The sequence below is a fragment of the Streptomyces sp. NPDC050636 genome (assembly GCF_040654775.1).
Lineage (GTDB): Bacteria > Actinomycetota > Actinomycetes > Streptomycetales > Streptomycetaceae > Streptomyces.
On sequence record NZ_JBFAIP010000008.1, the window covers coordinates 24,728 to 39,928 of the forward strand.

Genomic DNA, 15,201 nt, shown 5'->3' on the forward strand with positions numbered 1-15,201 from the left:
TTCCCCCGCCGCAGCCTCCCAAGCGCCGATCCCCCATGGCGATCCTGAAGGTGATCGGGCTCATCATCGCCGTGATCTTCGCTGGAGTTATCTGGGTGATGAGCTGGGACGACGCCGACACCGCTGAGGTTGGGGACTGCCTGAAGAACAACGGCAACACCATCAACCCCGATCTCCAGGTGGTTGATTGCGGCACTTCGGAGGCCAAGTACAAGGTGAAGGAAGTCCATCCGGACACCACCGACACGACTCTCTGCTCCCCGGGCACCACGCCCTACGGCGAACAGCAGCGCAGTCGCAGGGGCTCCGGCAAGAAGTTCGTGCTCTGCCTGACAGACGTGAAGTAGAGCGAACCGAACCACTCGGATACAACGAAGGGGCGGTGTTTCACGTGAAACACCGCCCCCTCGTTTCACGTGAAACATGGCGGTTCAACGCTCGCCTGTTTCACGTGAAACATCAGCTCTGCGCGGCCCACCACTCCTTGAGAGCGGCAACCGCCGCCTCGCGGTCCATCGGACCGTGCTCCAGACGCAGCTCAAGCATCTGCTTGTACGCCTTCCCGACCTGCGGCCCTGGGCCGATGTCAAGAATCTGCATGATGTCGTTGCCATCCAAGTCCGGGCGGATCGCGTCCAGCTCTTCCTGTTCCTTCAGCCGCTCGATGCGCTCCTCAAGCCCGTCATAGGCACGCGACAGGGCACCGGCCTTGCGCTTGTTGCGGGTGGTGCAGTCCGAGCGCGTCAGCTTGTGCAGCCGCTCCAGCTGCGAGCCTGCATCCCGTACGTACCGACGGACCGCCGAGTCCGTCCACTCACCGGTTCCGTAGCCGTGGAAGCGCAGGTGCAGCTCCACCAGCAGCGAGACGTCCTTGACCATGTCGTTGGAGTACTTCAGCGCGGTCATCCGCTTCTTGGTCATCTTCGCCCCCACCACCTCGTGGTGGTGGAAGGAGACCCGGCCATCCTTCTCGAAACGCCGCGTCTTGGGCTTTCCGATGTCGTGCAGCAGGGCCGCCAGCCGCAGCACCAGATCGGGCCCGTCCTCTTCGAGGTCGATCGCCTGCTCCAGGACCGTCAGCGAGTGTTCGTAGACATCCTTGTGACGGTGATGCTCGTCACGTTCCAACCTCAGCGCCGGCAGCTCGGGCAGCACCCGGTCGGCCAGACCCGAGTCGACGAGCAGCCGCAGCCCCTTGCGCGGGTTCGGCGCCAGGATCAGCTTGTTCACCTCGTCCCGCACCCGCTCCGCGGAGACGATCTCGATGCGCTCCGACATCGCCTTCATGGCGGAGATGACCTCGGAGGCGACCTCGAAGTCCAGCTGGGCAGCGAAGCGGGCCGCACGCATCATCCGCAGTGGATCATCGGAGAAGGACTCCTCAGGCGTCCCCGGTGTCCTCAGAACGCGGGCTGCCAAGTCCTCCAGACCACCATGCGGGTCGACGAACTCCTTCTGCGGCAGGAGTACTGCCATGGCGTTCACCGTGAAGTCACGGCGGACCAGGTCCTCCTCGATGGAGTCGCCATACGACACCTCCGGCTTGCGCGAGGTGCGGTCGTATGCCTCGGAACGGTAGGTCGTGACCTCGATGTCGAACGAGCTCTTCTTGCAGCCAACCGTGCCGAAGGCGATGCCGACCTCCCATACCGCGTCCGCCCACGGGCGGACGATCTTGAGGACGTCCTCAGGACGGGCATCGGTGGTGAAGTCCAGATCGTTGCCGAGCCGGCCGAGCAGCGCATCGCGGACCGAACCGCCGACCAGGGCAAGCGTGAACCCGGCCTCCTGGAATCGGCGGGCCAGGTCGTCCGCGACGGGGGACACCCGCAGCAGTTCGCTCACGGCACGGCGCTGTACATGGTTCAGCGCGTTCGTCGACTGCGGAGTCCGCTCGGGCTGCGGGGCGGCGATGTCATTGTTGGCGTTCGGCACAACAGAACAGGGTACGTGGCCGCGCCGCGCGCAGCGTCACCTAAATAAGGTGACGGGCTTCCGGCCGTCCGCCCGCGATCATGTGGAGCAGTCCCCGGCACCACGCCGCTGCGGGCCTCGTTACCATTCGTGGACGCACAATCCGACGACCACTGACGACGACGAGGGACGGGCGAGCGCGTGGCCGAGGCGGCAGGGTTCCAGGGCACTGAACGGCCGCGTGGTCGATGGCTGCGAAGGACCGTGGCGCTGTTCACCGGAGCGCCCCTGCTCGTAGGGCTGCTCCAGGTTTCGCACGCCCCCTCCGCGCAGGCGGCCCCGACCGGCTCCCGCACGGTCGACGTCACCATTGATGCGATGTCTCCGTCCGCTCCCGCGAAGGGCGACAAGGTCACGGTCTCCGGCACGCTGACCAACGACGGCAGCACCCCGGTCACCGACGCGCATGTAGGAATGAACCGGGGCTCTTCGCTCAGCGGCCGCAGCGCCATCGAGTCGGCGTCCAAGCGCACCGGCTACCTGGCGAGTGTGGACGGCGAAGAGATCAAGGGGCACACGGCGAAGATCGGCAAGCTGGAGCCCGGCGCCAGCCGCCCCTTCACGCTCAGCGTGCCGGTCAAGGACCTCGAACTCGGCGACGACGGTGTGTACCAGGTCGGGGTCTCTCTGTCCGGACGTACTCAGGCCGCACCCTACGAGCAGCTACTCGGTATCGACCGCACCTTCCTGCCCTGGCAGGAAGCGGACGCCGACAAGAAGACCCAGCTCACCTACCTGTGGCCGCTGATCTCCTCCACCCATCTCACCGCCGAGACCGACGCCGACGCCCAACAGACGCCGGTCTTCCGCAACGACGACCTCGCCGCGGAGATCGCGCCCGGAGGCCGTCTGCAGAAGATGGTGGCGCTCGGCAAGAACCTGCCGGTGACCTTCGTCATCGACCCCGACCTGCTCGCCACCGTCGACGCGATGACCAAGGCGTACAAGGTCAACGGCCCGGACGGCCCCACGGGCACGAACCAGGCGATCGCCAAGCAGTGGCTGAACGACCTCGAAGAGGCGGTGAAGACGCACGAGGTCATCGCGCTGCCGTTCGCCGACCCCGACCTGGCCTCGCTCGCCCACCACGGCCGCAGCGTCCCCAGCGCGCTCAGCCACCTCGGCCCGGCCACCGAACTCTCCGCCAAGACCGTAGACACGATCCTGGGTGTCAAGCCGCGCACGGACTTCGCCTGGCCCGTCAACGGAGCCATCGACAACTCGATCGTCGATGTCGCCACCTCGGCGGGTGCGCACAACGTCATCACCCGCAGCGACAGCCTCCGAGAGGCCGGCGGACTGCCCTATACCCCGACGGCGGCCCGACCCATCGGCGGCGGCAACACCGCCATCGTCGCGGACCGAGGGCTCTCCCAGGCCTTCGAGGGCGATATGTCGAAGCCGGGGGACGCCACCCACGCGGTCCAGAAGTTCCTCGCCCAGACCCACATGATCAACCTCCAGGCCCCGGACCGGCAACGCAGCATCGTCGTCGCACCACAGCGCATGCCCTCGGCCGGTCAGGCCCAGGCCATGGCCGCTGCCCTGCGGGCTCTGGAGTCGGGACGCTGGACACAGCCCCTGAACCTCAGCGGCGCGGCGAAGGCCGAGCCCGACCGCGCGGCCACCCGCCGGGTGCCGAGCAGCGCCGCCTACCCGGCCTCGCTGCGCAGGCAGGAACTGCCGACCGATGCCTTCCGGCAGATCCAGGACACCCAGTCCGCACTGGACGATTTCCAGGTGATCCTGGCCCAGCCGGAGCGCGTGGTGACCCCGTTCGGGAACGCCATAATGCGCGAGATGTCGACGGAGTGGCGGGGTAACGCCGTGGGTGCCACCGCGTACCGCAACTCCGTGCGGAGCTACCTCGACGGCCTGACCAAGAAGGTGCACCTGATCCAGAAGTCGGACGCCACGCTCTCCGGGCGCAGCGCGACGATTCCGGTGACGGTCCAGAACAACCTTGTCCAGGGCGTCGAGGACATGACGCTGGAGCTGCGCTCCTCGCAGTCCAACCGTCTGGACGTGGGGAAGCCGCAGCGGATCAAGGTGGACGGCGGGCACAGCCAGTCGTTCAAGTTCGACACCACGGCGAACGCCAACGGCCGCGCGTGGGTGACCGCTCAGCTCTACACCTCGGACGGCAAGCCCTACGGTGACCCCATGACGTTCCAGGTGAACGTCACCGAGATCACCGCGACGGTCATGCTCGTCATCGCCGGCGGCGTGCTGCTGCTCGTCCTCGCCGGTGTGCGGATCTACCTCCAGCGCAAGCGGGCAGCCGCCCAGCGCGCCGAAGACGGGTCCGAGGGCGACGACGGCGAGGGTCCCGCCGACGATGAAGGCACGAACGGCGACAACGGCGGCACGGACGGCGACCAGCCCGAGCAGCCGAGTGACCCCACGCCGGACACTGGTTCGGAAAACTCCGGCCCGTCCGGCTCAGGTGAGAAAGTGGACCGTTGATATATGGCGGGGCCGGACGGCCGGCTACGGATGAGGTGGGGCAGCGATGAATGCGCCGTACGACGGTGACCGCGGCCGGGGCGCCCATGGCGACCCCACGGGGCCGGTCCCTCCGACGCCCCCGGTGCCCATGGCCCAGGACCCGTTTGTCCAGGACGCCTACCGCAGCGCCCCGCAGCACGCTCAGGATCCGGCTCCCCAGGATCCGGTCACCGAGGCGCTCTACGACCGCGCTGCGCCCCCGCCTCCGGGGCAGGCACCGCATCCGCTCTATCAACAGCCTCCCGCGACGCAGCACGCCCCCAACCCGCAGTTGTGGTCCTCGCCTCCGCCGCCCGAACCGCAGGGCCCGCCTCGCGACCTTCCCTACGGTGATACCGCCGCGACGACGCAGTTCGCGCGTGGCGACGAACTGATCACCCAGGCTGCTGACGAGCGTCCCGAGACCGACGCCTTCGCGCATCTTTTCCGGGACCAGCAGCAGCCATACGAGCCCCAGCGCCCCACACCCCCCTCACCGGGTCCTGCCGCCGGGGGAGGGCAGGGTCCTGAGGCCGTGCCACAGCAGCCCGAGCCGGCTCCGGAACCCGCCCCCGCGGCGGCCGCCGGCAAATCCTCCGGCGGCCGCGCCTCCAGCTTGCTCAAGTCCAGCGCGCTGATGGCCGCTGGCACCATGGTGTCCCGCCTCACGGGCTTCATCCGCTCGGCCTTGATCGTCGCCGCGCTGGGTGGTGCGGTCCTCGGTGACTCCTGGCAGGTCGCCTACCAGCTGCCCACGATGATCTTCATCCTCACCATCGGCGGCGGTCTGAACTCCGTCTTCGTCCCGCAGCTCGTGCGCGCCATGAAGGAGGACGACGACGGCGGCGAGGCCTACGCCAACCGGCTGCTCACGCTGGTCGTCGTGATCCTCGGCGTCCTGACCGTCCTGGCGGTGTTCGCGGCACCGCTCCTGGTGAAGCTGGTCTCCTTCGACATCTCCCGTGATCCGGCGGCCAACGAAGTCGCCGTCGCCTTCACCCGGTACTGCGTGCCCACGATCTTCTTCATGGGACTGCACGTCGTGATGGGACAGATCCTCAACGCACGCGGCCGCTTCGGCGCGATGATGTGGACCCCGGTCCTCAACAACATCGTCATGATCGCCACCTTCGGCCTGTTCATCTATGTCTACGGCACGGCGAAGACCTCCCACATCGGCGTCACCACTATCCCCTCCGAAGGCATCCGGCTGCTCGGGATCGGCACGCTCCTCGGGCTCGTCGTGCAGGCGCTGGCGATGATCCCCTACCTGCGCGACGCCGACTTCAAGCTCCGGCTGCGCTTCGACTGGCGCGGCCACGGCCTCGGCAAGGCCGCGAAGCTCGCCAAGTGGACGGTGCTGTTCGTTCTCGCCAACCAGGCGGGTGTCCTCGTCGTCACCCAGCTCTCCACATGGGCCGGCAACACCGCCGACCAGCAGGGCTACCCGGGCACCGGCTTCATCTCGTACGCCAGCGCGCAGCTGATCTGGAACATGCCGCAGGCGATCATCACCGTCTCCGTGATGGCGGCGCTGCTGCCACGGCTGGCGCGATCCGCCCACGACGGTGACACGGGAGCCGTCCGGGACGACATGTCCCAGGGTCTGCGAACCTCCGCCGTCGCCATCGTCCCGATCTCTTTCGGCTTCCTCTCCCTCGGCGTCCCGCTCTGCACGCTGGTCTACGGCTCGTCCGGCGCCGGCGTCACGATGGGCTACATGCTGATGGCCTTCGGCGTCGGCCTGATCCCGTTCTCGGTGCAATACGTCGTCCTGCGCGCCTTCTACGCGTACGAGGACACCCGCACCCCCTTCTACAACACGGTGATCGTCGCCGCCGTCAACGCCGTCGCCTCGGCCCTGTGCTTCCTGGTCCTGCCCGCCCGCTGGGCCGTGGTCGGCATGGCGGCCTCCTACGGCCTGGCGTACATCATCGGCGTCGGCGTGGCCTGGCGCCGGCTGAGCAAGCGGATGGGCGGCGACCTGGACACCGCGCACGTCGTCCGTACGTACGCGCGGCTGGCCGGCGCCAGCATCCCGGCCACGCTCATCTCCGGGGCCGCGGTGTACGGGATCATGCAGGGGCTCGGCACCGGGGTTCTCGGTTCGCTCGCCGCCCTCGTCGGTGGCGGTGCGGCACTGCTGGTGGTGTTCTACGTCGCCGCGCGGAAGATGCGTATCGAAGAGCTCAACGCCCTGGTGGGCATGGTCCGCTCGAAGCTTGGTCGCTGACCGAGCACAACCATCGACCGCCACCGTGTGTCGTGCATAGTGGCGGACTGTGGGCACAATTGTCTTGGCTCATTGAGCCTGCAACGGATGGGGAGGCAGGAACGACGGTGGCGGAACGGAGCACGGCTGCCGTCGACGTGGCCGACACGAGCGGTGATGAACCGCTGACCGCCAAGGCGGGTAAGGCCACGGACGACGGTGCGGAGGCCGAGAAGGTATCCGGCAGGGAAAAGGACGCCGCACGCACCGACGAGAAGCGTGCCGAGGCAGCCGACTCCCAGCCACCCGAACTGCACAGTGGCCACAAACTCGCCAGACGCTACCGGCTCGAGGAGTGCGTCACCCGACTGGACGGATTCAGCAGCTGGCGTGCGGTCGACGAGAAACTGCGTCGGGCCGTCGGCGTGCACATCCTGCCCGCCGACCATCCGCGGGCCCGCCCCGTGCTGTCTGCCGCCCGCTCCTCCGCGCTTCTCGGTGACCCCCGGTTCGTCCAGGTCCTCGACGCGGTGGAGGAGAACGACCTCGTCTACGTCGTCCACGAATGGCTGCCGGACGCCACCGAGCTCTCCACCGTGCTGGCGAACGGCCCGCTCGAACCACACGACGCCTACCAGCTCGTCAGCCAGGTCTCCCAAGCCATGTCAGCCGCACACCGCGAGGGCCTGGCGCATCTGCGGATCAATCCCGGCTCGGTGCTGCGCACGGAGTCCGGGCAGTACCGCATCCGCGGCCTGGCCGTCATGGCGGCGCTGCGCGGCATCAGCTGCGATCACCCCCAGCGCACCGACACCGAGGCGATCGGCGCACTGCTGTATGCCGCCCTGACCCAGCGCTGGCCGTACGAGAACGACGCATACGGTCTCGCCGGGCTGCCGAAGGGGGTCGGGCTGATCGCCCCCGACCAGGTGCGGGCCGGGGTCCATCGCGGGCTGTCCGAGCTCGCCATGCGTGCGCTGGTGAACGACGGCGCCACGGCTTCCCGCCAGGAGCAGCCGTGCACCACCCCGGAGGAGCTTGCCAAGGCCGTCGCGGCCATGCCGCGCATCCGGCCTCCGGAGACGGCCTTCTCCACGCCCCCGCCCTACCAGCGCACCGGGTTCCAGCAGGGGACCTACCAACAGTCGCAGGCCCGCAACCAACCCGGCCGGCCGACGCAGCCCATTCCCGCCCCACCGCCCCCGTTGCAGAGCCGCACCGGAAGGGCGCTGAAGTGGTCCGTCTCCGCACTGCTCATCGCGGCGCTGGGGCTGGGCAGCTGGCAGCTCGCGGACACCCTGTTGAAGATCGAGAACGATCAAGGCGGCTCAAGCCCCTCTCAATCGGAAGATGGAGCGCAGCAGAAGCCCTCGAAACCTCTGGCCATCGAGAATGCCACCGAGTTTTCTCCGCTTGACGTTCCCATCGCCGGCGCTAAGGCTTCCCACACCACGGACGGCAACCCGGAAACCGCGTGGGTGACGGCGGGTTTCAAGGGGTGGCCGAACTTCGGCAATCTGCCAAATCGCAAGGACGGCAGCGGGATCATCGTGGATCTCGGGAGCGTAAAAGAGCTATCCGGCATCCAGGTCAGCATGTACCGGCCGGGCCAGACCGTGGAAGTCCTGGGCGCGGCCCCGTCCGCTTCGAATCCAGCATCGCTCAACGACTTCTCGCTGCGTCTCTCAAAGCCGGAAAGAGCCGGTGACAAGCTGACGGTGAAGCTCGGCAAGGCGGTGAAGACGCGGTACGTGCTGATCCACGTCACTGAACTGCCGAGCGAGCCATCAGGGTCGTACCGCGGTGGAATTTCCGAAATCACGGTGACCGGCTGACTTGTTTGCGATCTCGCAGGCTGTCCCGGAATCAGTGGTACACCAAAACGACGAGAATGCCTCTCCCAAGTGGCCTTTTCGCGGCACTCGGGACCAGGTGAACCATGCCAAGGGTCATCTCTCGCGAGCAGCCTTCGCCACAGCAGCAGCGATCAGGACGCCCTCTTCCTGATCTTTGTCAAGCGTTGCGAAGAATGCGGAAACATCCCCTGATGGTTATTCGGAGTCCGCTCGCAGATATTCACAGGCCTCTCGTCTCCCCAGAACAAGAGGGCCCTGGTTGACTGTGGTGCCATAGGGTAGTCCGCAACACGGGCAGAGAATGCCCGCCCTTGGTATCACCGAGGTGACGTGAAGGGGAGGGGGTCAATACGTGAGCTCGCTGGATGACTGCAGCGATCAAGACCTCCTCGCTCGCCATGTCGCGGGCGACCCCGATGCCTTCGGGGAGATCGTCCGACGCCACCGCGACCGACTCTGGGCGGTGGCCCTGCGCACTCTCGGCGACCGCGAGGAAGCCGCCGATGCCGTGCAGGACGCCCTGGTCTCCGCCTTTCGCGCCGCACACACCTTCCGCGGACAATCCGCCGTGACGACCTGGCTGCACCGCATCACGGTGAACGCCTGTCTGGACCGGGCTCGCAAGGCCGCCTCCAGGCGCACCTCGCCCGTCGCCGAGACCGAGCGTCTGGAACAGCTCCTCGAACCGCAGGAATCCGCCGCCGTCCCGGCCGAGCGCCAGGATCTGCACCGCGAATTGTTCAAAGCGCTGCGCACGCTCCCCGAGGAGCAACGCGCTGCTCTCGTCCTCGTCGATATGCAGGGCTACCCGGTCGCAGAGGCCGCCGCGATCCTCGATGTGCCGACCGGAACGGTGAAAAGCCGCTGTGCGCGGGGCCGTGCTCGGCTCCTCCCCTTGGTCACCCATCTGCGCACCGACGACGGGGGTAGCGGACCCATGGGCAGGGGAAGGAACCGGGCGCAGGGGACATCCGTCCCACCGACGGCAGGACCGAACGACACAGGTGCCGTGAAGGGCGGAGGTGGGCGAGCGTGACGTCGACGACCGGCACAGGCGGACACCCGGAGGTCTCCGAGATCTCCGATCTCACAGACGGACTCCTTTCCCCGTCCCGCACCGCGGATCTGCGAGACCATCTCGCCAACTGCGCGCTGTGCGAAGACGTCCATGCGTCCCTGGAGGAGATTCGGGGGCTGCTCGGTACGCTCCCCGGCCCCACGCGTATGCCGGCCGACGTCGTAGGGCGCATCGATGCCGCCCTCGCCGCCGAGGCGCTGCTCAACGCCACGACTCCCAGCACGGCAAAACTGGTTTCACGTGAAACAGCCCCTGCCCCCGCTTCGGTTTCACGTGAAACGGATGTGGAATCGCCCACCCTCGGCACCAAGCCCGGTCGGCCGGCCGGTCGTCCCCGGGGGACCTCAGGGCCGGGTCGCCAGGCACCAACCAGTCGCTCGTCCCGTGCACGGCGCTGGCCCCGCGTCCTGCTCGGCACCGCAGCAGCTGCGGCAGTGTTCAGCTTCGGGGGCCTCCTCATCCAGAACGCCGCCCTCGACGGCGGTCAGGCCGACAACGGGGACCGTAATGCCGCGGTCACGGAGAAGAGTGCGGGCGGTGCGGGCGGCCTGACCCGTGCGACCCTCGGCTCGCACGTCCACAAGCTGCTCGCTTCCAAGGATTCGCATAAGTCCCCGGAGATCGGCACTCGCAGCTCCCCCGAGACCCCGATGCGCGGCACGGCCGACACCATCCCGTCTTGTGTGCGCCAAGGCATCGGCCGTACGGAATCTCCGCTCGCGGCCGGCCACAGCACCTTCGAGGGCAAGGACGCCTACCTCGTCGTACTGCCGTATCCGTCCGACCCATCGCGGGTCTCCGTGTACGTCGTAGCCTCTTCTTGTGTCTCCGTCTCTCCGCCGGTCCCCGGAAAGGTTCTGCTGTCCCACTCGTATCAGCGAGACTGAGCGACGGAACGTGCGCTGTGACACTCCGGGAATGCTCGACCCGTAGGATCCGTTGGGTGGGGTGAGAGTTCCCAGACAGCCCCAGCAAGCAGTCGGCAGAGACAAGGAAGACACCCGTGAGCGACGTCCGCAACGTGATCATCATCGGCTCCGGGCCCGCGGGATATACCGCAGCGCTCTACACCGCCCGCGCGTCCCTGAAGCCGCTGGTCTTCGAAGGTGCCGTCACCGCCGGCGGGGCGCTGATGAACACCACCGACGTGGAGAACTTCCCCGGCTTCCGCGACGGCATCATGGGTCCGGACCTGATGGACAACATGCGCGCCCAGGCCGAGCGCTTCGGTGCCGAGCTTGTGCCGGACGACATTGTCTCGGTCGACCTCTCCGAGGAGATCAAGACCGTCACCGACACCGCGGGCACGGTGCACCGTGCGAAGACCGTCATCGTCAGCACGGGGTCCCAGCACCGCAAGCTCGGCCTGCCCCGAGAGGACGAGCTGTCCGGCCGCGGCGTCTCCTGGTGCGCCACCTGCGATGGGTTCTTCTTCAAGGACCAGGACATCGCCGTCATCGGCGGTGGCGACACCGCGATGGAGGAGGCCACGTTCCTCTCGCGCTTCGCCAAGTCCGTCACGGTCGTCCACCGCCGCGACGCTCTGCGGGCCAGCAAGGCGATGCAGGATCGTGCGTTCGCCGACCCGAAGATCAAGTTCGTGTGGGACAGCGAGATCGCCGAGATCCACGGCGACAACAAGCTCTCCGGCCTGACGCTACGCAACGTCAAGACCGACGAGACCTCCGAGCTCCCGGTCACCGGCCTGTTCATCGCGATCGGCCACGACCCGCGGACCGAGCTGTTCAAGGGCCAGCTGAATCTGGACGACGAGGGTTACCTCAAGGTCGATGCTCCCAGCACGCGTACGAACCTGGCGGGCGTCTTCGCCGCCGGTGACGTCGTCGACCACACCTACCGCCAGGCGATCACCGCGGCCGGCACGGGCTGCTCCGCCGCCCTCGACGCCGAGCGATTCCTTGCGGCGCTGTCGGACGGCGAGTCTGTTGCCGAGCCGGAGAAGACCGCTTCCGCCTGACCCTCGTACCCCACAGCCTTCCCACCACCCACCCAATAAGGAGATTGCCATGGCCGGCGCCACGGTGACCGTGACGGACGACAACTTCGAAGAGGTCGTCCTCAAGAGCGACAAGCCCGTCCTCGTGGACTTCTGGGCCACCTGGTGCGGCCCGTGCCGCCAGGTCGCCCCGTCCTTGGAGGCCATTGCCGCCGAGCACGACGAGATCGTTATCGCCAAGCTCAACACCGACGAGAACCCGGCGACCACCGCCAAGTACGGCGTCATGTCGATCCCGACCATGAACGTCTACCAGGGCGGCGAGGTCGTGAAGACCATCGTCGGCGCCAAGCCGAAGGCTGCGATCGAGCGGGACCTCGCGGACTACCTCGCCTGAGTCACGCCCTCACGTTTCACGTGAAACGGGCCCGCCCCTTTCGAGGGGCGGGCCCGTTCGCTCTTCCGTGCCTACAGGGGGCGCAGCGCGGGTTCCTTCTGAACGGCGCCCAGCAGCCGGTCGAGAGCCAGCTCCACGTCTTCCTTCCACGAGATCGTGGTCCGCAGCTCAAGCCGCAGCCGCGGAAAGCGCGGGTGGGGTCGTACGGTCTTGAAGCCCACTGCAAGGAGATGGTCGGCGGGCAGGACACATGCCGGTTCGGCCCAGCGGGCATCGCCGAACGCCTCGATGGCCTTGAAGCCGCGCTGGATAAGGTCCTTGGCGACTGTCTGGACCATCACCCGCCCCAGCCCCTGCCCCTGGTAGCCAGGCGTCAGCCAGGCCGTCAGCAGCTGCACCGCATCCGGCGACACCGGGCTGGTGGGAAAGGCCATGGAGCGCGGCACATAGGCCGGCGGGGCATACATCACGAACCCAGCCGGCACATCGTCGACATAGACAACGCGCCCGCAGGATCCCCACTCCAACAGCACCGCCGAGATCCAGGCTTCCTTCTCCAGCTCCGGCCGGCCCGCCTTTACTGCGGCTTCACCGCTGACGGGGTCGAGCTCCCAGAAGACGCAGGAGCGACAACGCTTGGGGAGATCTGGAAGGTTGTCCAGCGTGAGCGGTACGAGCTGACGGCCCATGAAGCCAGGTCCTCACTTCCCTCGCCCGCCGCACCACGAAGCGCCGTCAGCGCCGCCCGCTCCCTGAGCAGACCGCCAACGAACCCTCCGACGGCCGCGAGGCCGAACCCCGCCGCCATGAGTCCGGTGCGGCTCACTGATCGCATGGCCCTCTCCTCGATATGAGGTGTCTCCACGTGGATGCGCGCCATACCCGATCGCATCGTATCCACCCTTTACGGGCACGGGTACCGCCAGAGAGCAAAGGGCGGGCCGTGTTCCGGTATGGCCTCCAGAACACGGCCCGCCGCCGAGCCGAAAGATCAGCTCATTCCTCGTCCTGATTCTCCTCGGCCAGCGACTTCCCCAGAACGCGTCCTTCGCCAGGTGCGAGCGTGCCGAGGATGCGCTCCAGGTCGTCTATCGAGGCGAACTCGACGACGATCTTTCCCTTCTTCTGACCGAGGTCGACCTTCACCCGGGTCTCGAAGCGGTCGGACAGCCGGGAAGCGAGACCGGTGAGCGCAGGGGACACCCGGGTGCCCGCACGGGGCCCCTTCGCCTTGCTCTCGCTCTTGGGGGTCGAGCCCATCAGCTTCACGATCTCTTCGACCGTGCGTACCGACAGACCCTCAGCCACGATGCGGTGCGCCAGGTGGTCCTGCTCCTCCGAGTCGTCCACGGAGAGCAGAGCACGGGCGTGTCCCGCGGAGAGCACACCCGCCGCGAGACGCTTCTGCACGGACGGCGAGAGATTCAGCAGACGCAGCGTGTTGGAGACCTGCGGACGCGACCGCCCGATCCGGTCGGCCAGCTCTTCATGCGTGCACTTGAAGTCCTTCAGCAACTGGTCGTAGGCGGCGGCCTCTTCCAGCGGGTTGAGCTGTGCCCGGTGCAGATTCTCCAGCAGCGCGTCCAGCAGCAGCTTGTCATCGTCGGTGCCCCGGACGATGGCGGGAATCTTCTCCAGCCCGGCCTCACGGCATGCCCGCCAGCGGCGCTCGCCCATGATGAGCTCGTACTTGTCCGGCGCTGTCTGACGGACCACCACCGGCTGGAGCAGGCCCACCTCCCGGATGGAGGTGACCAGCTCTGCCAGGGCGTCCCCGTCGAAGACCTTGCGTGGCTGCCGCGGGTTCGGCTTGATCGCGTCCAGCGGCACCTCGGCGAAATGCGCGCCCGCGACTTCCGATACGGCCTCAGCCGTTGTCTCCGGCTCCGGCGGTGGCTCTGTTTCACGTGAAACACCGTGCGTCGGCAGCCCGGCGACCTTGGCCGCCGCCACTCCTCGTTCCGGGTCCAATACCGGCACGGACGACGGTGACGTCGCTCCCCGTCCCACCGCAGGGCCGGCATGGTCCGTGCTCTGCGGTGCCGCAGGGATCAGCGCACCGAGCCCGCGGCCCAGCCCTCTACGTCGTTCACTCACTGAGTCCCCTCCGACATGCTGTGCTGTGCTTCATAGTTGATGCCCAGGCCCTGGCTCCCGGCCTGGGAAGCCCCACGCATCGCGATCTCTCTTGCCGCTTCGAGGTAGGAGAGCGAGCCGCTGGATCCCGGGTCATAGGTGAGCACCGTCTGGCCATAGCTGGGAGCCTCGGAAATACGCACCGAGCGGGGAATGCTCGTACGGAGCACTTCACTGCCGAAGTGACTGCGCACCTCGTCGGCGACCTGGGAAGCCAGCCGGGTGCGCCCGTCGTACATGGTGAGCAGGATCGTCGAGACATGGAGCTTGGGGTTGAGATGGCCCCGCACCAGGTCGACGTTCCTCAGCAGTTGTCCCAGGCCCTCTAGTGCGTAGTACTCGCACTGGATCGGGATCAGCACCTCGGCGCCGGCGACCAGAGCGTTAACGGTCAGCAGTCCGAGCGAGGGCGGGCAGTCGATGAGGATGTAGTCCAACGGCTGTTCATACGCCTGGATGGCCCGGTCCAGCCGGCTCTCTCGTGCCACCAGCGAGACCAGCTCGATCTCGGCGCCGGCCAGGTCGATCGTGGCGGGCGCACAGAACAGGCCCTCCACATCCACCACCGGCTGCACCACGTCGGAGAGCGGCTTGCTCTCCACCAGCACGTCATAGATCGACGGCACTTCGGCGTGATGATCGATGCCCAGTGCCGTCGAGGCATTGCCCTGAGGGTCGAGGTCGATCACGAGAACCCGTGCGCCATGCAGAGCGAGTGAGGCCGCCAGGTTCACCGTGGTCGTGGTCTTGCCGACCCCGCCCTTCTGGTTGGCGACCACCATGACCCGGGTCAGTTCGGGCCGGGGCAGCCCCTCACCCGCGCGGCCCAGTGCCTCTACCGCCAGCTGAGCTGCACGACCGATCGGGGTGTCGTCCATCGGGGGCGGCGTTTCACGTGAAACGTCGTCCCCGAACGACTGGCTACGGGGACCGGGGACCGGATCGGTCATCGGTCCCGCGATGTTGGCGTCGGACCGCAAGGATTCACTCTCCTCGACATCAGGCTCGCAATGTGCAGAGCCTGCCATGCTTTCGGTGTCGTGAACCAGTGAGGTCCGTTCTCCTGTGGATGAATCCACATCTGTGGATACTTCCGTGACCCTT

The 15,201-nt window shown here is 67.4% G+C and carries 12 protein-coding genes; 8 read left to right on the forward strand and 4 right to left on the reverse strand.

All coding sequences use genetic code 11. The features are described from left to right. The first annotated feature begins 35 nt into the window (after nucleotides 1-35). Nucleotides 36-347: a hypothetical protein gene (locus AB0I10_RS10555; RefSeq protein WP_363151990.1), complete on the forward strand. Its 312-nt coding sequence runs from the start codon at nucleotides 36-38 to the stop codon at nucleotides 345-347. Nucleotides 348-459: 112 nt separating this feature from the next. Here the strand turns inward: AB0I10_RS10555 and AB0I10_RS10560 are convergent, their stop codons facing one another. After that, the gene (locus tag AB0I10_RS10560) at nucleotides 460-1,935 is read right to left on the reverse strand and encodes a CCA tRNA nucleotidyltransferase (RefSeq protein ID WP_363151991.1); all 1,476 of its coding nucleotides are present in this window, start codon (nucleotides 1,933-1,935) and stop codon (nucleotides 460-462) included. A gap of 243 nt (nucleotides 1,936-2,178) precedes the next feature. Here AB0I10_RS10560 and AB0I10_RS10565 point away from each other — a divergent pair, with 243 nt between their 5' ends. From AB0I10_RS10565 to trxA, 7 genes are all read left to right on the forward strand, one after another. After that, nucleotides 2,179-4,440 carry a DUF6049 family protein gene (locus tag AB0I10_RS10565; protein WP_363151992.1) on the forward strand — a complete coding sequence of 754 codons (2,262 nt, stop codon included), beginning with the start codon at nucleotides 2,179-2,181 and terminating at the stop codon, nucleotides 4,438-4,440. Nucleotides 4,441-4,486: 46 nt separating this feature from the next. Then, nucleotides 4,487-6,694 carry a murein biosynthesis integral membrane protein MurJ gene (murJ, locus tag AB0I10_RS10570; RefSeq protein ID WP_363151993.1) on the forward strand — a complete coding sequence of 736 codons (2,208 nt, stop codon included), beginning with the start codon at nucleotides 4,487-4,489 and terminating at the stop codon, nucleotides 6,692-6,694. Between the two features lie 107 nt (nucleotides 6,695-6,801). Continuing rightward, the gene (locus tag AB0I10_RS10575) at nucleotides 6,802-8,508 is read left to right on the forward strand and encodes a protein kinase family protein (RefSeq protein WP_363151994.1); all 1,707 of its coding nucleotides are present in this window, start codon (nucleotides 6,802-6,804) and stop codon (nucleotides 8,506-8,508) included. 373 nt (nucleotides 8,509-8,881) lie between these two features. Continuing rightward, nucleotides 8,882-9,565 carry an RNA polymerase sigma factor SigM gene (gene sigM, locus AB0I10_RS10580; protein WP_363151995.1) on the forward strand — a complete coding sequence of 228 codons (684 nt, stop codon included), beginning with the start codon at nucleotides 8,882-8,884 and terminating at the stop codon, nucleotides 9,563-9,565. Next, the gene (locus AB0I10_RS10585) at nucleotides 9,562-10,494 is read left to right on the forward strand and encodes a zf-HC2 domain-containing protein (RefSeq protein WP_363151996.1); all 933 of its coding nucleotides are present in this window, start codon (nucleotides 9,562-9,564) and stop codon (nucleotides 10,492-10,494) included. The genes sigM and AB0I10_RS10585 overlap by 4 nt, the downstream gene beginning before the upstream one ends. A 116-nt stretch (nucleotides 10,495-10,610) precedes the next feature. Then, nucleotides 10,611-11,585 (forward strand): thioredoxin-disulfide reductase, encoded by a 975-nt coding sequence (trxB, locus tag AB0I10_RS10590; RefSeq protein WP_363151997.1) that lies wholly within the window; start codon nucleotides 10,611-10,613, stop codon nucleotides 11,583-11,585. Nucleotides 11,586-11,634: 49 nt separating this feature from the next. Continuing rightward, nucleotides 11,635-11,961 carry a thioredoxin gene (gene trxA / locus AB0I10_RS10595; protein ID WP_030615259.1) on the forward strand — a complete coding sequence of 109 codons (327 nt, stop codon included), beginning with the start codon at nucleotides 11,635-11,637 and terminating at the stop codon, nucleotides 11,959-11,961. A 71-nt stretch (nucleotides 11,962-12,032) separates the two neighbouring features. Here the strand turns inward: trxA and AB0I10_RS10600 are convergent, their stop codons facing one another. From AB0I10_RS10600 to AB0I10_RS10610, 3 genes are all read right to left on the reverse strand, one after another. Then, nucleotides 12,033-12,650, reverse strand: coding sequence for a GNAT family N-acetyltransferase (locus AB0I10_RS10600; RefSeq protein ID WP_363151998.1), 618 nt, complete (start codon nucleotides 12,648-12,650; stop codon nucleotides 12,033-12,035). Between the two features lie 307 nt (nucleotides 12,651-12,957). After that, entirely contained in the window at nucleotides 12,958-14,058 is a 1,101-nt protein-coding gene (locus tag AB0I10_RS10605) for a ParB/RepB/Spo0J family partition protein (protein WP_363151999.1), read from the reverse strand. Next, nucleotides 14,055-15,125: a ParA family protein gene (locus AB0I10_RS10610; RefSeq protein WP_363152121.1), complete on the reverse strand. Its 1,071-nt coding sequence runs from the start codon at nucleotides 15,123-15,125 to the stop codon at nucleotides 14,055-14,057. Before AB0I10_RS10610 ends, AB0I10_RS10605 begins: the two co-directional genes overlap by 4 nt. Nucleotides 15,126-15,201: the final 76 nt, after the last annotated feature.